We start from the raw sequence: 24,391 nt of genomic DNA on the forward strand, positions 1-24,391 counted from the left end.
TAATTAATTTTAACACATAGAAATATAGTTTTTGGACCTTTAAAAAAGGCGTTTCACTTATTTAAAATGCACATAGCTAGCTATGTGAAAGAAATGTATTTCTTTTTGCATTCTTTTTAGTTAAAAAAATCTATGTTTCTATGTGTTGAAATAAATAATTAATCGCTCAAATGAAGCGAACAAACGAAGTAACTACACGCAACGGGTATCGTCTTTTACTGTGAATTTAGTATTATTTTAAATAAAATCTTACATTTTTATTTGGTTTTTAATTTTTATAGCTATATTTTCGTTCATAATAGATTTCCAATCTCGTTTTTCTTCCTGCAAAAAATAATCTAAACTATTTTAAATACCCAAAAAAGGTACTCTAAAATCAGTTTCGACTACCCCTTTTTTTATTTACACCAACCACAAGATAAAGAGGGTTCTACAAACAAAACTTTTTTAACAATCTAATTTTTTTATTATGGCATTTAAAGCAGTTTTAGAATTTGACGGAAACGAGTATGAAGTATTATTTTCAAAAGTAGATCTGATCAGACGTAATGATGGTAAAGATGCCGTTTCGTCCGGAATTACAGAAGGGAGATTACACCTAAAATTAAAATCTACAGCCAACACCTTTGTTCTTGAGCAGGCAATAAAGAGTGAGCACAAATCGCTAAGCGGAAAAGTAACGTTTTTTAATGCTGAATCTGAAAAAGTGGTAAAAGTAATTTCTTTTGAAAAAGCTTTTATTGTATTCTTCAGTGAGCAATTATTTGCATTGGGTGAAACTACAATGACTACTGAAATCACTTTCTCTGCCGAGAAAATCACTTTAGATAACAATTGGGCAAAAGCTTAATTTTTATTCTTTACTAAAAGCAATACTAGTATCGCTTTTATTTTACTTTCTAATGACTGTACTCATTAGAAATAATTATAGTATTTACTCATTTCAAGATTCCCTAAAAGCCTAAAAATCATGATCCAGGAAAAAATCATATTTGGAGTTGACAGTAAAGAGATTTCTCATTTTACTGCTATCGAAATTGTTCAAAGCATTAATAACCATCATAAATTTACCATAAAAGTACCTCACTCGGTAATAGAAGAACCCAGAGCTTTTACGATGCAAAATGCTCAAAATTGGCTGGGCAAAGTGGTGCACGTTGTCTTGGAGAGACAAAACAATTTTCTGGGAATAATAACCAATATTCAGTATGCGCAGGAATTGGGACATATTGGGAGTCAAATTATCCTGACTGGTTATTCTAAAACCATTTTGTTAGAATCAGGAGCAAAAATCAATTCATGGGAAGATACTAATTTGCATGCTATCGTCGAAGAAGTGATAAAAACAGCCGCTGGAGAGCAACTGCAAAATACGATCAATCCTGAGTTGCAGGACACCATACACTATCAAACCCAATACCTCGAAACTGATTTTCAATTTATACAACGCCTGGCCAAACAATACAATGAGTGGTTGTATTATGATGGCGAAAAACTTTTTTTTGGCAAACCGGATGTTAATACAGTCTATAAAAAATTAGTTTACAACAAAGATCTTTATAACCTGAATATTGCTGTTCAGGCAATCCCGAACCAGTTTGGGGCTTTTACTTACAACGAAGACATTGACCAACTGTATCAGGCCACGACCAGAGACGAGATTGAGGGCTTTCCCAGATTGGGTACTGATGCTATAGCTGCTTCGCAAAAACTATATGCTACATCATCATTTGAATATGGCCAAATAACTACTGGTGCTGATATGTATTTGCAAATCATACTGCAAAAAAAGCAACAAAGTGCCGCAGCCGAATCTAATTTTATAACCGCAACCAGTCGAAACAGAAGTTTAAGAATAGGCATGAGCATTCGTATAGATGCTATGCAGGTAAAGGATAAATTAGCGGCTTTTAGAAGCGGACAGGACATTAACAAAATCAATTACGAAACCAACGAAATAGGGATCTATATCATCACCGAAATAACGCATAAGGCAACTGACGTGGGCGAGTATGAGAACAATTTTAAGGCGCTGCCTGCCAAAATACGAAAGCTACCTGAGCCAGATATCGCTTTTCCTGTAGCCCAAATGCAACAAGCAGAGGTAGTAGCCAACGACGACCCCAGAGGTCAGGGCAGAATACGGGTAAAAATGCTATGGCAAGCGACCAAACAACAACGTACACCATGGTTGCGCGTAATGACACCCGATGCGGGAACAAGCGATGAAGTTGCAACCAATCGGGGAATGGTTTTTATTCCTGAATTAGGCGATCATGTCATGCTGGGTTTTCGCTACAACGATCCCAACAGACCATTTGTAATAGGCAGTTTGTTTAATGGTAAAATTGGCACTGGCGGACAAACCAATAATAACATTAAAAGTATTTATACCAAAACCGGAAGTACCATAACTTTTGACGAGGGCGCTAGCAGCATTTTGGTAAAAGACCCGTCTGGCAACTCTTGGTTTATGGACGGAAAAGGGAATATTAATGTTACTGCACCCAAGAATTTTACCATACATGCTGGTGAAGATTTTATTGTTAACGCAGGTAAAAATGTAAAAATTGATGCGGGAGAAAATATGGATTATGATGCAGGAAAAAACATTTCTCAAACAGCCGCTAATGATTTAACCCAAATAGCAAGTGGAGATATTACTGAAAGTTCTGATAGTAGAAACGAAATGGTTGACAAGAATTTTACTCGTCAGGCAGATACCTCTAATGAAATAGCTTCTGGTGTTACTGTTTTTAGCAACAAAGAGAATTTAACCCTGCAAAGCGGTAAGGATGTGGAGATAAATAGTGCAGAAAAATTTAAAATGTTTTAAATTATGGCAATCAACAAAATTTGTAAAAACAGAACAGTGATCGTGAAAAAAGATTATAATTTAATAGTAGGCGGGCAATTAACAAAAATCACTAATCAATTTAATATTGAAGCCACGAACGAGAATCTCACTTTAATATCAAATAAAAAAATAATATCCGAGAGTAAAAAGCAATAATCTTTTATAGCATAGACTGTTGAAATTTAAGTTTCTTTCTGATGTCTAATAAAATATAGAACAATAATGATAAAAAAAACAATGCTTCTATTGCTTTTTGCAATAACAATAAGTTCATGTATGGAAAAAAAATATGAGTGGTCAGCAAATATTTCTGCACCAAAAGAATATCCTGTAGAAGTATATACAGGAGCGGCAGGAGGTTATTTTTTTAGTCAAATGGGAGGATTTAGCAACTCTGGTTGGGGAGGCGGTCTAGGGGACACCAACATAGAAGCTACTCTACCCGAGAATCTCGATATAACCTGGTTGTCGTATGTCGATGATAAATTTTATACTGGCGAGTGGAAACTCCCAACAGAAAAAATACAACAACTCTTTGACGAGGGTTTTCATTCCAGACCAGGCTCTAAGTTAGAAATAGATAACTATAGTATCATAAAAATAGGTCTTGCCCCAAAAGGAATGGTGGTAGTTTGGGTTATGGGAGCAGGACACCAGGTTGAAGTAGCTCGATTTCAGGCTCATGAAACGATTATAGACCCTAAACTTATTACTGAAGACGAAAAGTATATGTTTAGAAATGGTTATAGCCAACATAGGCTGGAAAACAATTTTGTTATCTCACAAGACGTTCGAGAACAGATCAAGCAATACGGTTACCCCCAGCCACAGGTTTATGAGGAGTATCGCGAAAAATACAACTGGAAACCAAAAGTAATCTTGCCCGAAGGAAGTAAAATAACTTCATTATACATTAAAATGTGTAATGGAGAAATGGAAGATCCTTATAATTTACCCGTAGACCAAAAAAACAGGGCAATTCCTTTTTCTTTCCAAATTTTTTGGTCAACAGGCAATGGCAAGCAAGAACAGCGATTTGTATCCAGAATTGCTTTTACACATGATAAAGAATATTGGGCAAAATATCTTGAAGGCGGAGAGAATGAAATTCCGGTAGATTTTGATAAAAATCAAATTAGAAAATTGTTTAAAGAAGATATTGATAAAAATAGAGCTGTCGAATTGGTTATAAAAATTGATCCAACAAAAGGAGATGATGATAAATGGGTAACTAGTTTTTATGTAGAGCAATTTGGGAAAAAATATAATTTAAACCAAATCTGTCAAGATTCAGGTAAATACGAATAGTTATGAGTGTCATATTTGGAAATTTTACACGGCCTAAAAAAAAGGATAAAGTTACGGAACTAACCATCGGTATTTTTTTTGATGGTACCAATAACAATAAAAACAACACCAATGCCAAAGAGTATTATGATAAACGGGCCAGAGGCGAAAAATTAACACCTAAAGAAACCATTTCTGCAGAAGCGTATAGAAAAAATGGTCAAGACAAAACCAGTAGCAGTTATTATAATGCCTGGTCCAATGTAGCAAGACTTCATGATGCTTATCCTGATAAATTTGCCGTGTATGTAGATGGTATTGGTACGGAGGCAGAAAAAGGAGATTCGATATTAGGCGCTGGTTTGGGAACAGGATTTATTACCGGAGGTACAGGGATATTAGGAAAAGTAAAAGAAGGATGCAAAAATCTCGCTGTGAATTTAAAAACAAGTGGTATGACCGAAATAAAAATACTTTATTTAGATGTTTTTGGTTTCAGTCGTGGTGCAGCAGCAGCAAGAGTCTTTTTGGATGAAATTGAAAAAAAAGCATATCCTGAATCTGTAAATTTTAAAAACAGCAAAGGTTATTTAGGGTATTATTTAGCCCAAAATAATATCAAGGTAAATTTGGTAAACGTACGTTTTTTAGGTCTTTTTGATACTGTATCTTCTTACTCGGCTGGAATTAGTTTAAATCCGGATTTTGATAATGATACCACCGAACTAGAGTTAAACAATTTATCTAGGGCAAAAACAGTCATGCATTTTACCGCTGCTGATGAGCATCGAGACAATTTTTCGCTTACCAAAACAAGAGTAGGAAAAGAAAGAGAATTTCCTGGCGTGCATTCAGATATTGGCGGAAGTTACAATGATGGTGTTGAAGTGGTTGGGGTTATTGAGAAAAATTTTAAAGAAAAATTAGAGAAACTTTCAGAGAAGTTGGCAAACGAGTTCTGGTATTTAGAAAAACAATTAAAAATTTCTCTTTTTGGACCACAGCACGAACTTAAAGGCACACGAGAATTAAGCAAAAACTACAGTTACATCCCACTACATTTTATGGCAGAATCAGCCATAGCAACACAAAAAGTACCTTTTGATGATATCAAATTAGAAATTGATAAATATAGTATTTCTAATGATACTTTGCTTATGCGGGTAAAAAAGCGTTTGCGAGAGTATGTTTTAGATAATGGTAAGCCATATACATTTTGCTGGTTTGGAGCAATTCATGAAAAGTATAAAGGGGTAAAAGCTGGTGATAAAAATTTTGAGGCTTACCAGCAAGAGCTACAAGAGCAGAAAGATTTGCGAAAACTCCGTAATGAATATTTACACTGGTCTGCTGACAATGGTTCTATCGGCATGGAACCAACAAAAGACAGGAAGCGTAAAATGTTTTAAATTATGGCAATCAACAAAATTTGTAAAAACAGAACAGTGATCGTGAAAAAAGATTATAATTTAATAGTAGGCAGACAATTAACAAAAATCACTAATCAATTTAATATTGAAGCTACCACGGAGAATCTCACTTTACTATCAAATAAAAATAATATACGAGAGTAAAAAGCAATAATCTTTTATAGCATAGACTGTTGAAATTTAAGTTTTTTTCTGACGTATAATAAAATATAGAACAATAATGATAAAAAAAACAATGCTTTTATTGCTTTTTGCAATAACAATAAGTTCATGTATGGAAAAAAAATATGAGTGGTCAGCAAATATTTCTGCACCAAAAGAATATCCTGTAGAAGTATATACAGGAGCGGCAGGAGGTTATTTTTTTAGTCAAATGGGAGGATTTAGCAACTCTGGTTGGGGAGGCGGTGTAGGTGACACCAACATAGAGGCTACTCTACCCGAGAATCTCGATATAACCTGGTTGTCGTATGTAGACGATAAATTTTATACTGGCGAGTGGAAACTCCCTACTGAAAAAATAAAAAAACTCTTTGATGAGGGTTTTCATTCCAGACCAGGCTCTAAGTTAGAAATAGATAACTATAGTATCATAAAAATAGGTCTTGCCCCAAAAGGAATGGTGGTAGTTTGGGTTATGGGAGCAGGACACCAGGTTGAAGTAGCTCGATTTCAGGCTCATGAAACGATTATAGACCCTAAACTTATTACTGAAGGCGAAAAGTATATGTTTAGAAATGGCTATAGCCAACATAGGCTGGAAAACAATTTTGTTATCTCACAAGACGTTCGAGAACAGATCAAGCAATACGGTTACCCCCTGCCAGAGGTTTATGAGCAGTACCGTGAAAAACACAACTGGAAACCAAAAGTAATCTTGCCCGAAGGAAGTAAAATAACTTCATTATACATTAAAATGTGTAATGGAGAAATGGAAGATCCTTATGATTTACCCGTAGACCAAAAAAACAGGGCAATTCCTTTTTCTTTTCAAATTTTTTGGTCAACAGGCAATGGCAAGCAAGAACAGCGATTTGTATCCAGAATTGCTTTTACACACGATAAAGAATATTGGGCAAAATATCTTGAAGGCGGAGAGAATGAAATTCCGGTAGATTTTGATAAAAATCAAATTAGAAAATTGTTTAAAGAAGATATTGATAAAAATGGTGCTCTCGAATTGGTTATAAAAATTGATCCTAATATTGAGATAAAATCAGAGCGAGTTACTGATTTGTATTTAGAACAAGCTGGCGAACAATATCCTATAAAAGAAAAAGTAACACGAACAGGTAAACTATAAATTATTAAGTATCATATTTGGAAATTATACACCACCTAAAATTTTCGTTTTTGAAAAGGCGTTCCTTTACCATCTTCGCAGTAACTTTTAAGGCTTAATAAAAATATTGCCCAATTGTAATTGCACCATTGGTAAAATTCAGTTACTTCACGCCAATCAAAATGTTTAAGTACAATTGCCGTTACCCCATCCTTCTCGGTAAGATCAAATGAAACGCTTGTTCCAACCCATTCCGGGTCAGAATACACACATTTCCATACTACTCTCTTATTTTGAGACAACTCTACCACTCTCATTTTTGTAGCATCGTAATCTCCAAAATCAAACTCATTGATAAAACCTAATTCCGGTTTAACAATCAATTCTTCTGTCCAGACAGTGCCAAGACCTTCTTGCGTTGTTATTGCATCATAAACATTTGCAATAGGTGATTTTATATAATTGATGTGTTCGATTTTTTCCATTTCTATGAGGGATTATTTTAGAAATTTTATAAAGAACAAATATATACAATTCTTACAAATATTTTATCTTTTGGATGACAAATAAAAACACAACTAATTGATTTACAGTATTTAAAATTTACAAAACGTAAAAAACAGGATCCATAACAATCAAAATCAGGAAATCAATTTGACCATTTATCCCTATTTCGATAATTAATTTAATTAACTTTAGATTTTAAATTTTTCAGAACTCTGCTATCAGAACAATGATGAAAAAGTTTCAAGCCCAAAGAAAATCATGAATACAAACACTGAAGGACAAAACACTGAGAGCATAAAAAAAATATTACCCATTATTCTGGCGACATCTATTTTTATGCAAATGCTGGATTCGACGATTCTTAATACATCAATAACTTCTATTGCCAAAGATTTGCACGAGTCACCGCTCGACATGCAAAATGCTATTATTAGTTATGTCTTAACCCTGGCACTTTTTATGCCTGTTAGCGGCTTTTTGTCAGACAAATTCGGGACTAAAAAAGTCTTTATTTTTGCATTGTTACTTTTTAGTATTGGCTCTTTGTTTTGCTCGCTTTCTCAAAATCTAACTCATTTAATTTTTGCCCGTGTTGTTCAGGGTATTGGCGGTAGTTTAATGACCCCTGTAGGAAAACTGGCTCTTATTAGAACATTTCCTAAAAAAGAATTATTAAAGGCCATGAATTTTGCTATTATTCCTGCCTTGATAGGTCCCGTATTGGGTCCGTTGGTTGGCGGATATATGGTCGATTATCTATCGTGGCACTGGATTTTTCTAATCAATATTCCGTTTGGTATTATTGGTATAATTTTAAGCCTGAAGTTTATGCCGGATTATAAGTCTCCGGTTATCGATTTTGATTTAAAAGGCTTTCTTATTTTTGCTGCAGCTTCGCTCCTATTGTCTGTTTCTTTAGAATTATTTGGCAATACTGTTCGCGTAACACCGGTTTTACTGGTATTGATGTCTGGTTTTTTGATGTTGTATTGGTATTATCGTCATGCTGTAACAGACAACAACCCTATTTTTCCTTTAGATTTATTTCAGGTCCGAACTTTTCGTGTAGGTATTGTAGGCAATTTGGCAACTCGTCTGGGTTTTAGTTCGATCCCATTGTTGTTGCCCATGATGATTCAGATTGCTTACGGACAGTCGGCAGTTACCTCCGGATGGATTGTTGCCCCAATGGCGCTTACGGCAATACTTGGAAAATCGGCGGTAATCAAAATTCTGAATACTTACGGGTATCGAAAAACGCTCATGGTCAATACTTTTATTATTGGCGCGCTTATTTGTGCGCTGGCAATCCCGTCGATTCATACCTCAATCTATTGGTACATTCCTATTATTTCAGTCTTGGGTTTCTTTAATTCCATACAGTTTACTTCGATGAATTCTATTTCGATTGCCGATTTACGGAATTATCATACCAGCAGTGGTAACTCGCTGGTTTCAGTAAATCAGCAGCTGGCTATTGGTTTTGGTATTGCGTTTGGATTGTTGGTTCTTAAAATTTTTCAGGGCGATGTAAAACTCATTCACCATGAGATTCACAATGCCTTTAGATATACCTTTTTGGTTGTAGGTTTTTTAACTATTCTATCTGGTCTGGTCTTTAGAAGATTGCATTTTAAAGACGGTGACAACTTAAAATCAGCCGATTAATAAAACAGTAAACCTGTTTATAAATAAAAAACCGCTTTGTCAATAGCCATTGAAAAGCGGTTTTTGGCACTAAAAACTAAACTTTATTTTTTAACCAAAAGGGCCATTATCTTCGTATAAATTTCAGTGTTTTGGTAAACACCGTTAAAGTTCTCTGCGCCTGGTCCGTAGGCAAAAACCGGAACAGGAACTGCAGTATGATCGTTGGTACTAAAACTTCCGTGCACATATCCTTTTTCTATATTACCATCTATTAAGGAAAGTCCGCCAGTTTCATGGTCTGCCGTTACAATCAATAATGTTTCCGGATTTTTATCTACAAATTCCATAGCTTGTCCAACCAGTTTGTCAAAATCGAGCATTTCGCGAACCACATATTCTACATTCGTTTTATGTCCGCCATAATCAATTTGCGCACCTTCGGCCATTATAAAAAATGGATTTTTTGTTTTAGCAAAAGTCGAAGTTGCTTTTGCAAAAGATTTGGTTAAAAAGTCTCCTCGCCCGTCTTTCATAGAAACTACCGAAGCATCATCTAAAACTATAAATTTTGTATTTTTTATGGTATCCAGCGTATTGAATTTATCGGAGAAAGTATATCCTTTTTCAATCAATACTTTCGACAAATCTTTACCATCTTTTCTTGATGTAAATTCTTTTGTTCCTCCGCCAATCAAAATATCTGACGGATTCGATAAAAAATCTTCGGCAATTTGTTCGCTGTAACTTCTCTCAGGTTGATGTGCATAATAAGCCGCCGGTGTAGCATCTGTAATATTACCTGCGGAAATTATAGCTGTTTTGTAATTTTTCTTTGCCAACTGTTGCGTGATTAATTCCAAAGGTTTTCCGTTTTCATCGACACTAATAAAACGGTTATTGCTTTTATGTCCTGTTGCCATTGCAGTTGCTCCGGCAGCGGAATCTGTGATGTAACTGTCTGACGATTTTGTAATCGAAAGTCCCTGAGTCGGAATATTAAATAAACTCAACTGCCCTTTGTTGGCCGTATATCCTGCATAAATCTGTGTTAGTCCCATTCCGTCACCAATTAAAAGTATGACATTTTTAGGATTCTTTTTCCCAAAACCCAAAGCATTTTTAGGAACATAAACCTGATGAAACTCGGTGTTTTGATAAAATGTAGACTTGATATTGTTGATAAAATGGGTTAATTCCGGAACATTATCCGTCCCTATAAAATCAACTTTTAAGTTCATTAATGTCATCCAGGTATTTACATTATCCTGCGTCGCCCAGAATCTTATTTTTTTATGCTGATCGTGAACTTTTTTGATAATCGATTGTACTTTTTCAGCATCGGCTTGTGTCATTACCCCTTTACCATTCCAGATTGTGATTTCTTTTAAATCTTCGCTAATCATTTCGACGCGGGACAATTGGTCTGGCGAATAGTTCTCATTCAGTCTTCCGTCAAAATAAATAAATTCAGGATATTCTTTCCAGTTTACCGCAGAAGGTCTGTTTCCTGAAATTACAACTTTTAGGTTTTTATTCGAAATCAACTCGGGATAAGTCTTTAATTGTTGTGCTATTAATTTTAAAGTTGGATCTGCTTCTGTCTTGATATCGATCATTAAAATCAAAGGTTTATTACTTGAATATGCTTTTCCTCCTAACGTTTTAAATTTTGTTGCAAGCGGATCCAGATATAAACTTTTAAGGGTGTTTTGCGGAGCAATTTCTTTGGCAGTATGTGCTACCATTAATTCGTTATTTACCAAAAAAACATCGGCTTCGATAACACCGGTTTCATTAGAATACGCTTCATAAAACGGAAGTTTTCCGGCGTAATCATTGTGCGAATGTATATTCGAGGAACTGTATTCCTGTGCTTGCGCTAACAAGAAAAAATGAAGGCAAAAAAGGGTGATTATTTTTTTCATTGAAAATTGGGTTTGTTCATTTCTAAAGCTGTAGCTAGCTTATTAGAAATGTTATCGTTGGTATTTATGGTGACATATTTAGCAATCCAGCAGATAAACATATATCGCTCCGCTGGAGCTTTAACCTGAATAATGTATATACTTTGCTATAAATATAACGTCCTGCCGGGACTTACTTTTATGACTAGTTTAAAATTGTTAACCTATAATTAAAAATCACTTTTAATCATTTTAATCTGTGGCTATAAAAATTAAACATAAACCAGCCTTTTCCGCAAAAAAGACTGGCTTATTTTTATATATAGATTTGTTTGTGTTTTTCATACAACTGCAAGCTCCGACTAAGCTTGCAGTGCAGAAAAAAAATAAACAAACAAAATAAACTACAAACTACCAACCTTTATTTTGGGTAAGTACTCCTTTGCTTACTGCAATCTCGTCTGGTGGTATTGGCCAAACGTGGTGAATTGCAGGGTTAAAATTACGGGCAGGATAAATTACGGTTCCGTTATAATGGTGCAAAGGTTTTGCATAAGTTGCCTGAGCATCGCCCCAACGTACTAAATCGAAATGGCGATCTGTCCATTCTCCAGCCAATTCGCAACGTCTTTCTCTTTTTAAGTCTGTTAATGTTGCTCCGGCAAGATCTGTAAGACCTGCACGACGGCGAATCATATTAATTTCGGTATCGGCACTCAGACCTTTCATTAATTTTGCTTCGGCAAGCATCAAAATAACATCGGCATAACGCAAAAGTGGTACGTTTAAAGCTGTCGATGGTTTGTCTCCGTTTGCATTTACATAACGAATATCAATCCCTCCGGACGTCGTTTTTGCGTAACCAAAAGGCTCCATATACTTATTGAACTGATATCCGGTTCTGTTACTTGAACTTACCTGATATTTTCCTTCGTTAAAAGTCACTAATTCACCAAAATACATGAATTTATCCCCTTTTTGCAAGATGGTAGCGCTACGTCTTTTATCTGCCGGATCATAAGTATCAAACAATTCTTTGGTAGGATAAAAATTTCCCCAACCGTTGTAAACTCCCCAACCTTTATCTTCCAGACAAACTCCCGGAAAAATAGATCCTAACGAAGTATTTTCGGCACTCGAGGTTACAGACCAGATATATTCTGACGACCAGTTGTTTTTGATTTTAAATACATCTTCAAAATTATCCAATAACTTATGTTTACCACTGTTTACGATCATATTGGCATACTTAATGGCATTGTCCCAATCTTTTGCATACAAATAGGTACGAACCAGATATCCCCAAGCCGCTGTTTTGTGTGCACGCCCGTAATTGTCCGGAGTAAGCTCATTAAAATACGGCAATAAATCTGCTGCTTTTACTAAATCTGCTGCGATATAAGCGTAGTTTTCAGCTACATTTTTTGCACGTGGTACATAGACATTCGTAGGATTGTCACGATCCTGAATTGGTATTCCGGCACGATCATCTCCATAACGGTACGCTACTTCCAGATGCATTACGGCATGATTGAAGTAAGCCTCGCCCAACATCATATTTTTTGTTTTGTCGTCTAATGAGATCTTCGGAATGTTACGAATTACATCATTGCAACGTTTCATAACTTCATAGTGCAACCTCCAGATATCTTTGGTATCCGATTCTGCTCCGTCTACAATAAAATTTTTGATACGTTCTGCATTTTGTCTCGGCTTGGTTCCTATATCGTCACTCGCATTATTGAGCCAGAAAAAGCCACGACCATACATATTATCATCAGAATATAAAGCATAAATTGCATTTACCCCTGCTTTTGCATCAGCAGGTGTTTTCCAGAAATTTCCGCTTGAAGGTGCTCCTTGCGGAACCAAATCAAGTTCACTTTCGCAAGCCGTAGTGCTCAACAAAAGCACAAAACTCAATACTAAAAGACTTAAATTTTTCATTTTATATTTTTTATATTTTTTTAAAAAGTTGCATTTACACCGGTCATATAGATACGGGAAAGCGGATATTTTCCTAAGTCCATTCCAAAGTTGTTCAATCCAACTTCCGGATCCATTCCTGAATATTTGGTAATTGTAAAAAGGTTTTGCCCAGAGATAAAGAATCTAAGTTTTGCTTTTCCGTTTAGCCATTGGTCTTTTACGGTATATCCTATTGATAGGTTTTTTAATCTTACGAATGAAGCATCTTCGATATAAAAATTAGAGATTCGTCCAAAGTTATTATTGTTATCCGTTGCAGAAAGTACCGGAATATCTGTGTTTGTATTGGTTGGTGACCAGGCATTTTTAGCATCTGCCAATAAATTATATCCAGGAAATGAACCATTTACACCAGTGTATTTTACAGCATTAAAAACACTGTTTCCTGCTGCTCCGCTAAAAAACACATTCATATCAAAACCTTGATATCTAAAGTTCATGTTTAAGCTAAAAGTGGTTTTAGGAAAAGGATTACCCAATACTACCCTATCACTGTTATTGATTACGCCATCGCCGTTTACATCTTTAAATTTCATATCTCCTGCTACAGCATTAGGCTGATAAGCAACACCATTGGCATTTACATAAGCTTTTGCCTCGGCATTACTCTGGAATAATCCGTCTGTAGAATATCCGTAAAAAGAGCCAACCGGACTTCCTACCTGATAGATATTGGCTAATGGCAAACTACGAACTCTGCTTAGATTGAGAGGTTCAAGAGACGTTAAATCATCTTTGATCGATACAATTTTATTGCTCAAAAATGCTGCATTTGCTGTTATATCAAATTTAAAATCACCACGTGTTTTTTGGTACATCAAACTTGCTTCGATTCCTTTGTTTTCGACATTTCCTGAGTTTACAATTCGACCCAGCGGAGTTCCTGAAACACCCGGAAGCTGATCGCGCACCAACATGTCTTTGTTGGTTTTGACATAAGCATCTACAGATCCTGACAATGCATTATTGAACATCGTAAAATCTAATCCTACGTTTGTTTGTTCTGAACTTTCCCATCTTAAATTAGGATTCGACAATTCGCTTTCAGAATATCCGTAATTAATTACAGGGCTTGAACCAATTAGAGCCTGAGTCTGGGTCAGTGGTACGCTAAATTGATACGGTCCCAGATTTCCTAAATTTCCTATTTGTCCCCAACTCCCGCGTAATTTTAAGTTGTTTACTATGGGATTAATTCCTTTCATGAATTCTTCTTCAGAAATTAACCAACCTGCAGAAACAGACGGATATACTTTCCAACGGTTTTCTGCCGTAAGTTTTGAAGTTCCGTCACGACGAACAATTCCTGAGATCAAATATTTTTGATTGTAATCGTAATTTAATCTTCCTACATACGAAGAAATAATTTCTTCAGATAAACCTGCGGTTAATTGCTGAACCAATTTGGCATTTAGCAAATAACGTTGCGATGCATCTTCGTTATCAAAACCTGTACCTTGTACGGTATAAAAATCTTTCTTGGTTTGCTGATAAGTATATCCGGCTAAAGCTTTAAAATTATGTTTGCCTAATGATTTCTCGTACGAAAGGGTTTGCTCGCTCAACAAATCGGTCGTTGTTGCAGATGCTTGTGTTAATCTGTTAAAATCGAATATTTTACCGGGTTCTGTAATTTTTGTTGCAAACTCAGTCGAGTTGTTTTGAATTCTGGTATACCCCCAGTTCGATTTTAATTTTAATCCCTCGATAATTTCCCACTCTGCATAAGGATTGATCAAAATAGTCGAAATAGGATTTCTATTGTCTAATCTTTTTAAATAAGCTACCGGATTGATTACGTCTCCGTAAGAACCAATATATTTTTCCGGAACTCCTCCAAAATTTCCGGAACCGTCTTCTCTGTAAACTGTTGCATTGGGCGGATAAAAGATCGCTGCCAGAATTGCTCCTGTATAACCACTTGATGTATTTGCCGCCTGACCATCAGTCAGGGAATACGAAAGATTTTCGCCTAATGTAAAATTTGGTGCCAGTTTAAAAGAGGAATTTGCTCTTGCAGTATATCGGGTTCCAAAGGTGTTTAATAAAATACCTTCGTTTTTTCTGTAACTTCCTGATAAAAAGAAATTAGATTTCTCTGTTTTCCCGTTTACAGAAATCGATAAATCCTGAATTTGACCGGTCTGGAAAATTTCATCCATCCAATTTGTTTTGGTCGTTCTTGCCGTTGGTTCAAATGCAGGATCAAAAGCCGGAATTCTTGGTAAACCTGCATTATCTCTTGCCGTATTCATCGCGTCTGCATATTCGGCAGCGTTTAAAACATTCAACTTTTTAGCCACACTCTGAACTCCGCCCTGATAATTTACATTGACATTTATGTGGTCTGAAATTCCTTTTTTAGACGTAATTAAAATTACACCACCAGAAGCTCTCGCACCATAAATTGCTGCCGAAGCCGCATCTTTCAGGACACTTATCGAAGCAATATCATTTGGGTTTAATGTGTTTAGGGAACCGCTGTAGATAATACCGTCTAATACAATTAAGGGCGTTTCGGCATTCAGCGATCCAATACCACGAATATTAATTGTTGGCTCAGCCGTAGGATCTCCACCACTATTAATTACGGTAACACCTGCAACTGTACCCTGCAACAATTCGGCAGCACTATTGTAGGTTCTGCTCGAAGTTTCTTTCATAGAAACAGTTCCTACAGCTCCCAGAACTTCGTTCTTTTTTACACTACCATATCCCATAACTACAACTTCCTGCAGTTGTTTCATATCTGCCAATAACTTAACGCTTATGTTTTTATCCAGGCTTGATACTTTTACTTCTTGTGTAACATAACCTACGTACGAAAAAACAAGGATCGCCTCAGAAGAGTTGATTTCCATCTTAAAAGTTCCGTCGAAATCTGTTGTTGCAACAGCATCAGAATTTTTATCTTTTATTCCCACACCCGGCAACGGCATTCCGTCATCGCCACCAAAAACAGTTCCTGAAATGTTTATTTTTCCCTGACCGGCATCAGTAACTTTTTGATTTTTTTTGATGACAATATTGTTGCTTACAATTTCGTATTTCAGGAAAAAATTGCTGCATATTTTATCTAATGCCTGCTCTAAGGTTACGTTATTGAGTTTTAAACTGATTTTTTGATTGGTATTGACCTGATTGGTTTCGTACATAAAATGTACATCTGCTTGTTTTTCGATGTTCTGAAAAACATTTTTTATACTTTCATTTTCTACTTTCAAGGTTACTCTTTTGCCAATGTCAACACTGGCAGCTTTCATTGTGAGTCCGATAAAAAATAAAGCCGCAAATAATAGTGCTTTAGTTACTATCGATTTTTTAATGCTTTGACAGTTTACAACATACCGCATTTGTTTTTGATTCATGTTTTTGGAGTTTTAATTTGTGTTTGGATTATTGCTTGGTTTCTACGTAGATGATTGATTAACTTAATTTTAAATACTTATGATTGCGTAATTGTTTTAACGCATAGGGACATCGCTTTTCTTTGTCGATAAAAGGTGTTTCACTTGTTTAAATTCACATAGCTTTGTGAAAAAATCATGATTTTCTAAAAGCATCTTAATTCTTAATTTTAAATCTATGTTTCTATGTGTTTCATTTTTCTTGCTCGCAGATCACGCAGATCGAGCAGATTTTTAATTTTTAATTCTCAATTTTTAATTCTTCTATTTTTTTTAATCTATATTACTTATTGTATGATATAGGTTCCTGATTCGATTTTATAATTGGCATTAATAATATTGCACACTAAAGCCACGACCTGATTAACAGGCAATTCCTTAAAATAAGCACTGATTTTTAGATTATTGAGGTTTTTATTATCGATCTGGATCGCGACATTATAATTGCGATTGATCGTGGCGATTACTTCCGGTAAAGGGGCATCTTCGAACACAATTATATTTTTTCGCCACAGCGAAATAGAATTCACCGGAATGTCTGTAAAGGCTTGTAGTTTATTATTGTGCGATTTGAAAACTACTTTTTGTCCCGGAGTTACAAACACATTTTCTTCGGTAACGGTCGATTTTACGTTTACTCTTCCGGTTAAAACCGAAACTTCCTGCGTGGTATGATCTGGATATGCCTGAACATTAAAACTGGTTCCTAATACTTTGGTATCCATTTTATCGGTATGAATTATAAAAGGATGTTCTTTGTCTTTGGCAACATCAAAAAAAGCTTCTCCGGTTAGATACACTTCGCGCGTCCTGCCCTTGAACTCAACTGGATATTTTAAAAGACTTCCTGCATTAAGCCATATTTGAGTTCCGTCGCTGAGCGTAATTTTGGCATGTTCGCCCAATTTGGTTGCGTATTCTTTAGAGACCGTTTTTATAAATGACAGGTAAAAAAAACAGGATAATCCCATTAAAAAAATTAAAGAAGCTGCCATAGTCCAATTTCTATGAGAAAGAAAAATAACTTTGTTTGATTGCTTAATTTGTCTGATTTCTTTTTTTAATTTCAAACGATCAGAGACTATAACATTCGTTTCGTCATTTATATCTTCCGGATGATTGTACCAGTTATTCCATAATTCTTCTCCTTTTTGAGAAGGCTTACCTTCTAAAAAAAGTTGTATATCTTGATGTAATTTTTCAGGCATTATAATTTGTTTATCTCTTTAATAGTATGTCTCGACAATGTTACTTTTAGGTAGGTGCATAAGGTTACGCTTGTGTTAAGAAAAGAAAACGCAACTTTTATTTTGCAACCTCCTAGTAGTTGAATTCGCCCAAATAGTTTCGCATAAATTTTAGCGCATAGGCAATATGATACTTTACGGTTTCATGCGACACATTAAGTTCTTCGGCTATTTCTTTGTTCGAATAATGTTTGATGCGGCTTAGAATAAAAACTTCTTTCGATTTTTTAGGGAGTAATAAAGTGGCTTTGTCTACGGCTTGTTGCAGTTCCTGGTAATAAATAGAATCTTCGGTTGTATTGTTGCTGTTGTAATCATTATTGCTGCGATCCGAGACTTCTTTTATATATTGATCTGTAATGGTGTGGGATTTTATATAATCTAAAGTCACATATCGAACTGAAGTATAGATATAAGCCGAAAATTTCTTTTGAATCACCAGGGTCTTCCGACGTTCCCAAATGGTGGTAAAAACTTCCTGAACAATTTCTTCAGAGACGGGAACTGATTTCATTCTGATATAAACAAAGCGAACCAATACATCACGATATCTAAAATACAATTCATCAAACGCCTTGTCTTTGCCTTGTCTTAGTAACTCGACAAGTTGCTCATCGGTAAAACCTTTATACATAACAAGTCACTTTTGTACTTTTTAGCGAATAAATGGCGGTTGCCAAAATACCTGTTCTGATTCTTTTTTTGCGATGTATTCTTAATTTTAAAAATGACATATACTACAATGTTTGGTTTTATAATATGTCTCCAAAATTAGAAATGAGGGTAGGTCGATAAGGTTACGTTTATATTAATAAAATGGTCTGATTATAAAACATTGTATTAACATTATGTCTCTTCGAGGTTATGTGGCAGGAATTTTAGATTTGGGCAAAAATATAAGAGGACTAAGGATTGAAAGGGATTCTGGGAATTTCCTCTAAAAAACTTGGATTTATAACAAATTTAAACAGCAATTTCTTCTAAAAAACTCTTGTTTTTGATCCTGATATTGATAGTTTTGCGTTTTTAAAATCAACCCCAAATTTTACCTCCAAAACCTATGAAAAAAATCCTTTTTTATTTATTTCCTTTTGTTCTCTTCGCGACCTTACTTGTTGGTTGCAGCGACGATGACTCAAAAGGCGACAGTTACGAACCCAATTATCTGGCTAGTATTGACGCTGGTGCTTTACCAATAGAAAATCGACCTATGACGATGTTCCAAGATGATGAGAATGTCTCAAAAATGTATGACAACAAAGACCGTTGGTTTCGCGTAAACCAACCGATGCAAATTATCCAGAAAGGAAAAGATTCTGTACAGGTTTCACTTTATTCGCCTGTTGGACTTAGCGATGTAAAGGTGTATGCAAAATTGGCCAACTATGACAAACGCTTTTTGATTTATGAGTTTTCAAAAGTTCCTGCTTTTCACCGTTCTTTTCACCAACTTCCGCTGGTAGAAGGCAAACATGATTATCAGTTAGAAAACGGTAAAACGGTTACGATTGATAAAATTGATGGTTTTTCGTCTGGTGCGATCGAATTTTCGGTAGAATCTACGGATCCTTTATTTACAAAATTCAAAAAAATTAAATCGGCACGACTCGTTCAGTTTAGCGATCAATACCATAAGAACGAATTTGGTAAATACTTGCCTATGAATCCTGTTTTGGCAAAAGAAGCGATAACAATGATTATCAATTTTTCGTATGCTATAAGTCACCCTTTGTATTATGATACTTTTATAAATTTTGACAGATACAAACGCGAACAGGCAGCTACAGCCGGAACTGCTGTAAACGGCGCAATAAACTGGCACGGGAATGCTGATGACAAAGATGGCGTTTATGATTATCTGACCAAAGCCCAAATCGAACAGGCTTACAATACTTATATCGATAACAGAACTCTGAATATGGCAATGGTTGGGGGCGACTCTGCCTGGGGCGGTGGTCCTCTGGCCTCGCAATGGGAATCTGATTATATTACGGGACACTGGAAAGGCGAAATGTCGATCTGGTCACACGAATATTCGCACCATAGTGGCTATAACCATAGCAGCAACTTAGCCAATAGTGGCGAAGGTGGCGGACAACAGGAAATGTTGACTGATTTTTATAAATATCTGATTTACCTGAATGATCTTCCTTTTACAGATCCGGATGTCTTAAAAGGATATACAAAAACAGCTTATCTAAAAGGTACTTACAAAAAACCTGTTTTTACTGTAAATCCTAAAAATCCATTTTTAGTAAAATATAAAGAAGACGGAAAATGGAAATAACCTATAAAACTATCATGAACAAAATACCGTTTTTACTTGTATTACTTTGCCTGTTTACCAATTGCAGCAAAGACACAGCAGATGCTGAACCTACCAATTATGATTATTTCTACCCAAGCGACGAAGCGTCGATTACAGCAGCTCAAATTGGGGCAGGAACCGGAACATTAGACCCAAAAGGGATCACGATCGCAAACGAAAAATTATATGTTTGCAATGGCGATGTTCTCGAAGTTTTTAACGCTGTTACACTAGCTTATATCAAAACTATTACGGGGTATACAAAAGGAACCACTACAATCCCGTTTACCAAAATCTCATCTGTTGCTGTAGACAACGGGCGTATCTATGTTGGTAGTGTCGATTCGAGACTTTTTGTACTGGACGAAAATACTAATGCCGGAATCAATACGGTTGGAAACGGACAATGGTGGACTACTTTTGTACACGTTTTTGGGATTGTGGTAAAAGACGGATTGATTTTCGTGAAAGAAAAAGAAACGTCTGTTAAAGTTTTCGAAACTTCGCAAATTACGGATACAAGCGATTGGAATTTAAAACCTCTTGCAAAACTAAATACTTTATACGGTTTTGACCAGATCTATTCGATGGATATAGAAGCCGGAAATCTTGTTGTAGCCGGAAGAGATGCCATAAGCTATTTGTATTACGACATCGCTGCTATAAAAGCCGGTGCTGTAAGTTCTCTTACTGAACCTATAAAACCGGTTGTCTCAGAACTTAACACAAAACCAATTGCGGTTAATTTTAGTAAAGATTGGGCGGTAACATCAGAAAATATTGGTACTACCAACTACTTGCGCATTTATCCCAAAGCAGATTTTATGGCTCGTAATTTTAATGCAACGGTCAATGTATCTGATATTATGGGGCAAAATTCTTTTGGAAGCATTCTTGGCATTGCACAACTTAATGATCGTTTGTTTTTGTCTGATAATACCAATAAAAAGATTCGGGTTCTTAAACTTAATAAATCTGTAATTGCAGAGCAAAAATAAATCGATTGGTTTATTCTAAAATCATGATTCAACAAAAGGGAATAGTTAAATACTGTTCCCTTTTTGTATTTTAAAACTAAAAAAACTGTTTTTATAAATGCTTTGTGAGTTGATTTTATTGAAAGAAAAAAGTAGGATGCAACAGCATAATTCATTTTAAAATTTCTAATTTTAAGGAATATATTTGATTTATATCTTAAAACTCTTTATGGTAAAAAAATACAATTCGTTACTTATTTTTGCGACAATCGAAATTGGTATTGCGCTATTAAGTTTACATCATTATATCCAAAACAATTCGGCTTTATTGTCCGTTTTCACTGCTCTGTTTTTGATCGTGACACCCGCGTTTTATTATTTTACAACCACTAAAAACGAAACCGAATTTACTTTTTGGTTTGTTTTTTATTCTGTTTTTAAAATTACTCCGTACATCTTTAAAATGGAAGGTAATTTTTTTGAAGTTCTTTTTCAATTCAAGATCTATTTGAACATTGCATTGCTGGTTTTCTTGTTATGGAAAGCTTTTGTATTTATGCAAAACTTTAGAGAAGCAGTAAAACAAAAAGACACTTTAGAACAAGACGAATACTCGATTATTTCTGATTCCTTAAAAAAATCCATCAAGTTTAAAAAATTAGGAAAAATGATCGCCTTTGAGGTTTGTTCTTTCTATTATTGTTTTATAAAATGGACCCGGAATAAAAGCAGCGAAAATAATTTTTCGGGCTATCGCAACAGTGGTGTAAGTGCCGTTTATATAGGTTTAATGTTGGCTTCGGTTTTCGAAGCAATTGGTCTTCATGTCTATCTAATTTCCCGTAATGCAACTGCCGCTTTTGTTATTCTGGTGCTTCATATCTATTTATTAATTAATCTGACAGGACATTTAAAAGCTATTTTTTTTAGAAGTCATCTTATATTATCTCAAAAAATAGTAATTCGTTACGGGCTTTTTGAGACTTTACAAATACCTCTGGATTCTATTACTACAATTCAAAAATTTGAAGGTGATTATGAAAAAAGTACTAATCTTGTCAAATTTGCCTTATTAGGAAACTTGGAACCTCATAATGTTTCGATTCAGTTAAAAGAAAATATTACAGTTGCTTTGCCCTTTGGAATCTCAAAAAAGCCTAAACAAATATTACTTTACATCGACAACCTAAATGATTTTCTCAGGACCGTTACAGACCGGATCGAAGCAGCCAAAACCTTCGACATGGTACTACCAGAATTAGAAAAAAGCATGTAAAATAATATTTCACATGCTTTTTTTTATTCTTAAACCAAATACTTGTTTATATCTTTATTTCTTTTGCGGCAGCATCTCTCTTTTTTGCCAACTGATTGACTCTCCACATCAATAATATGGTCGAAAGTGTCACTACAGCAATTACATAACCTAAAATATCATAGTTTTCTAATGGTGCTGATTTTGTTTTTTGATGTACAATAAACCCGGCACAAACCGCCGCAATTCCGCCGGCAATTTGTTGCAATGACGAGGTGATAGACATATACGCACCACGATCTTTCATTTCGGGAATAGCAGTGTTTAGTGTTGTTGCCGGAATCATACGACTCATGATCCCCATAAACAAGATCATATTGATCACTACGATTTCCCATAGCGGGATAGGGTCTAGGTTCGTGTAAATTAAAATCATAATTACAGAAACGACAGATCCTGCAGTAAACAATTTAAACTTGCTCACTTTATCACTTAATTTCCCTACCAAAGGCATGATAAAAAGTACCGAAAGTCCGGTAAAGAAAAATACCATTGGCAATTCGAGCTGACTAATATGAATGTTGTTGACTAAAAATGCGCTCCCAAAAGGCTGCAACATAAATCCTCCAACAGATAAAAATGCAATCGCCATAAAACCAACCTGATAATTTTTATTGCTTAATGTATGCCAAAGGTGCAAAAAAGGACTTTTGTCTGATTGCAATTCGAGGTGTTTGGTAATAGGTTTCATTTGGGTTATAATCGCAATAAGAATCAATACTCCTAAAACTGCGATCATGATAAAAGCCGAATGCCAGCCCCAGTTATTGGCAAAATACAAACCAACGGGAATTCCCAAAATCTGACTTGTGGCAAACGCCATTTGTATAAAGCCCATAACACGACCTCGTTGATGAATCACAAATAAATCTGTTACGATTGCCAAAGAAACAGAACCAATAACGCCACCAAAAAGTCCGGTAACGATTCGTGCCATTAGCAACATGAGGTAACTGGACGAAAGCGCGCAAAAAACAGTCCCGATGATAAAACCTGTATAAAAGAAAATCAACAGTTTTTTTCTATCAAAGCGGTCTGCAAAACCCGCTGCCAGCAATCCCGAAATTCCGGCACTAAAGGCATAAGCAGAAACGGCAAAACCAAAGTTTGACGTTGTCATATCAAGGGTTTTCATTAAGATATCTCCTAAGGGAGAAATGACCATAAAATCGAGTATTACGGTAAATTGTAAAAGTGCCAGAATGGCAATAATTATTTTTTGATTAAGGGTAAAAGCGGGACTCTCACCGGATGTTTTTTCCATATAAATTGGTTATTTTTTTATTAATTTAATTCTTGGCATTCGTGACCAAATTCGTTGATCATACCAATGATTGCTTCGGGTTTAAGTACCCCTGAAACAACGCGAAGTACACAATCGACATCTTCATGATCGATGCTCCATTGCTCTATATCCTGGTGGTCGTCGAGTGCTTTTCGCATCTGGCAAGCAGGATCTATAGTGGCAATATTTGTTTTAAAAATGTGTATGGTGTTTAAATTTGTTTCCATAATTTTTCATGGTTTTAGAGCTTTTATGGTTCCGCTAAAAGCTTCTTTCATAATTTCCTTGGTAAGCGTGAATGGCTTCCCTCCCATACTCTTACCCTCAGTATGCAAGTTCAACAGCGTGTATAATGGGCCGTAGGCGACAGCCCAAAAGGCCTCAAATGTCATCGGGACCAGTTCTTTGTTACGGAGTCCGTTATCGATAAACTCCTTCATGATCATTCTAAAATCTGCAAACTCTTTAATAGAATCCAGAATGGTTTCTGAATGGGGCGAATGTTTGATGATTTCAAAAAAAGCAACTTCCTTGGGGTATTTCATGGTAAACGCCGCTCGGTTTTCCCATTGCCTCCATAATCCCTCCTCAAACGACATTTCGGGCGAAAAATCTTTTACCGTACCGGTAAAAAACTTAAGTGCAATGACAGCACCTATTTTTTGTATTAAATCATCTTTGTCTTTGTAGTAAATGTATAAAGTCCCAACAGAAATCGAACAGGCTTTTGCCAGCTTATTCATGCTGAAACCCTGAAATCCGTCGCGCACGATTTGATCAATTGCAGTTGTAATCACCAGCTTCTCCTTGTCAATATCCCGAATTCTCATGCTAAATTTTTTGACAAAGATAAAATAATAAATGAATGAACGTTTTTTTATTAATTATTTTTTTTAATTCTTTTATAAGTCAGGGAGAAATAATTATTTTACCACAGATTAAATGG

Annotated in this window: 18 protein-coding genes; 9 read left to right on the forward strand and 9 right to left on the reverse strand. The window is 35.5% G+C overall.

Translation table 11 applies throughout. The features are described 5' to 3' along the window. Window positions 1–469: 469 nt before the first annotated feature. The 5 genes from tssD (at window position 470) to B0A64_RS23835 (ending at window position 6,877) form a co-directional block, all read left to right on the forward strand. Window positions 470–850, forward strand: coding sequence for a type VI secretion system tube protein TssD (tssD, locus tag B0A64_RS23815; RefSeq protein ID WP_089481952.1), 381 nt, complete (start codon window positions 470–472; stop codon window positions 848–850). 120 nt (window positions 851–970) lie between these two features. Next, window positions 971–2,836: a type VI secretion system Vgr family protein gene (locus B0A64_RS23820; protein WP_089481953.1), complete on the forward strand. Its 1,866-nt coding sequence runs from the start codon at window positions 971–973 to the stop codon at window positions 2,834–2,836. A gap of 297 nt (window positions 2,837–3,133) precedes the next feature. Then, window positions 3,134–4,165 (forward strand): DUF2931 family protein, encoded by a 1,032-nt coding sequence (locus B0A64_RS23825; protein WP_165769872.1) that lies wholly within the window; start codon window positions 3,134–3,136, stop codon window positions 4,163–4,165. 2 nt (window positions 4,166–4,167) lie between these two features. Further along, complete coding sequence (locus B0A64_RS23830; RefSeq protein ID WP_089481955.1) at window positions 4,168–5,553, forward strand: T6SS phospholipase effector Tle1-like catalytic domain-containing protein; 1,386 nt, start codon at window positions 4,168–4,170, stop codon at window positions 5,551–5,553. Between the two features lie 295 nt (window positions 5,554–5,848). Continuing rightward, window positions 5,849–6,877 (forward strand): DUF2931 family protein, encoded by a 1,029-nt coding sequence (locus B0A64_RS23835; protein WP_165769873.1) that lies wholly within the window; start codon window positions 5,849–5,851, stop codon window positions 6,875–6,877. A gap of 35 nt (window positions 6,878–6,912) precedes the next feature. On the opposite strand, the gene B0A64_RS23840 is transcribed toward B0A64_RS23835, so the two are convergent. Further along, entirely contained in the window at window positions 6,913–7,341 is a 429-nt protein-coding gene (locus tag B0A64_RS23840; RefSeq protein WP_089481957.1) for an SRPBCC family protein, read from the reverse strand. Between the two features lie 280 nt (window positions 7,342–7,621). On the opposite strand from B0A64_RS23840, the gene B0A64_RS23845 reads away from it, so the two are divergent. Next, the gene (locus tag B0A64_RS23845; RefSeq protein WP_089481958.1) at window positions 7,622–9,031 is read left to right on the forward strand and encodes an MFS transporter; all 1,410 of its coding nucleotides are present in this window, start codon (window positions 7,622–7,624) and stop codon (window positions 9,029–9,031) included. Window positions 9,032–9,114: 83 nt separating this feature from the next. Here the strand turns inward: B0A64_RS23845 and B0A64_RS23850 are convergent, their stop codons facing one another. The 5 genes from B0A64_RS23850 to B0A64_RS23870 form a co-directional block, all read right to left on the reverse strand. Further along, the gene (locus B0A64_RS23850) at window positions 9,115–10,938 is read right to left on the reverse strand and encodes an alkaline phosphatase (protein WP_089481959.1); all 1,824 of its coding nucleotides are present in this window, start codon (window positions 10,936–10,938) and stop codon (window positions 9,115–9,117) included. Window positions 10,939–11,328: 390 nt separating this feature from the next. Then, on the reverse strand, window positions 11,329–12,864 hold the full coding sequence (locus tag B0A64_RS23855) for a RagB/SusD family nutrient uptake outer membrane protein (protein WP_089481960.1): 1,536 nt from the start codon (window positions 12,862–12,864) through the stop codon (window positions 11,329–11,331). 20 nt (window positions 12,865–12,884) lie between these two features. Further along, window positions 12,885–16,274, reverse strand: a complete 3,390-nt coding sequence (locus B0A64_RS23860) for a SusC/RagA family TonB-linked outer membrane protein (protein WP_089481961.1) — start codon at window positions 16,272–16,274, stop codon at window positions 12,885–12,887. 326 nt (window positions 16,275–16,600) lie between these two features. Continuing rightward, entirely contained in the window at window positions 16,601–17,521 is a 921-nt protein-coding gene (locus tag B0A64_RS23865) for a FecR family protein (protein WP_089481962.1), read from the reverse strand. A 112-nt stretch (window positions 17,522–17,633) separates the two neighbouring features. Further along, entirely contained in the window at window positions 17,634–18,194 is a 561-nt protein-coding gene (locus tag B0A64_RS23870; protein ID WP_089481963.1) for an RNA polymerase sigma-70 factor, read from the reverse strand. Between the two features lie 426 nt (window positions 18,195–18,620). Between B0A64_RS23870 and B0A64_RS23875 the strand changes: the two genes are divergently transcribed. The 3 genes from B0A64_RS23875 (at window position 18,621) to B0A64_RS23885 (ending at window position 22,121) form a co-directional block, all read left to right on the forward strand. Then, the gene (locus tag B0A64_RS23875; protein ID WP_089481964.1) at window positions 18,621–19,847 is read left to right on the forward strand and encodes a hypothetical protein; all 1,227 of its coding nucleotides are present in this window, start codon (window positions 18,621–18,623) and stop codon (window positions 19,845–19,847) included. Then, window positions 19,838–20,866: a PQQ-binding-like beta-propeller repeat protein gene (locus tag B0A64_RS23880; protein ID WP_089481965.1), complete on the forward strand. Its 1,029-nt coding sequence runs from the start codon at window positions 19,838–19,840 to the stop codon at window positions 20,864–20,866. Before B0A64_RS23875 ends, B0A64_RS23880 begins: the two co-directional genes overlap by 10 nt. Window positions 20,867–21,074: 208 nt before the next feature. Beyond that, window positions 21,075–22,121, forward strand: a complete 1,047-nt coding sequence (locus tag B0A64_RS23885; protein WP_089481966.1) for a hypothetical protein — start codon at window positions 21,075–21,077, stop codon at window positions 22,119–22,121. A 46-nt stretch (window positions 22,122–22,167) separates the two neighbouring features. Here the strand turns inward: B0A64_RS23885 and B0A64_RS23890 are convergent, their stop codons facing one another. Genes B0A64_RS23890 through B0A64_RS23900 form a run of 3 tightly spaced genes read right to left on the reverse strand, consistent with a single transcriptional unit; the run spans window position 22,168 to window position 24,275 of the window. After that, window positions 22,168–23,424 (reverse strand): MFS transporter, encoded by a 1,257-nt coding sequence (locus tag B0A64_RS23890; RefSeq protein ID WP_089481967.1) that lies wholly within the window; start codon window positions 23,422–23,424, stop codon window positions 22,168–22,170. 20 nt (window positions 23,425–23,444) lie between these two features. After that, window positions 23,445–23,672 (reverse strand): hypothetical protein, encoded by a 228-nt coding sequence (locus B0A64_RS23895; RefSeq protein ID WP_089481968.1) that lies wholly within the window; start codon window positions 23,670–23,672, stop codon window positions 23,445–23,447. 6 nt (window positions 23,673–23,678) lie between these two features. After that, window positions 23,679–24,275 carry a TetR/AcrR family transcriptional regulator gene (locus B0A64_RS23900; RefSeq protein WP_089481969.1) on the reverse strand — a complete coding sequence of 199 codons (597 nt, stop codon included), beginning with the start codon at window positions 24,273–24,275 and terminating at the stop codon, window positions 23,679–23,681. Between the last annotated feature and the right edge of the window lie 116 nt (window positions 24,276–24,391).

The organism is Flavobacterium araucananum, from assembly GCF_002222055.1.
Taxonomy (GTDB): Bacteria; Bacteroidota; Bacteroidia; order Flavobacteriales; family Flavobacteriaceae; genus Flavobacterium; species Flavobacterium araucananum.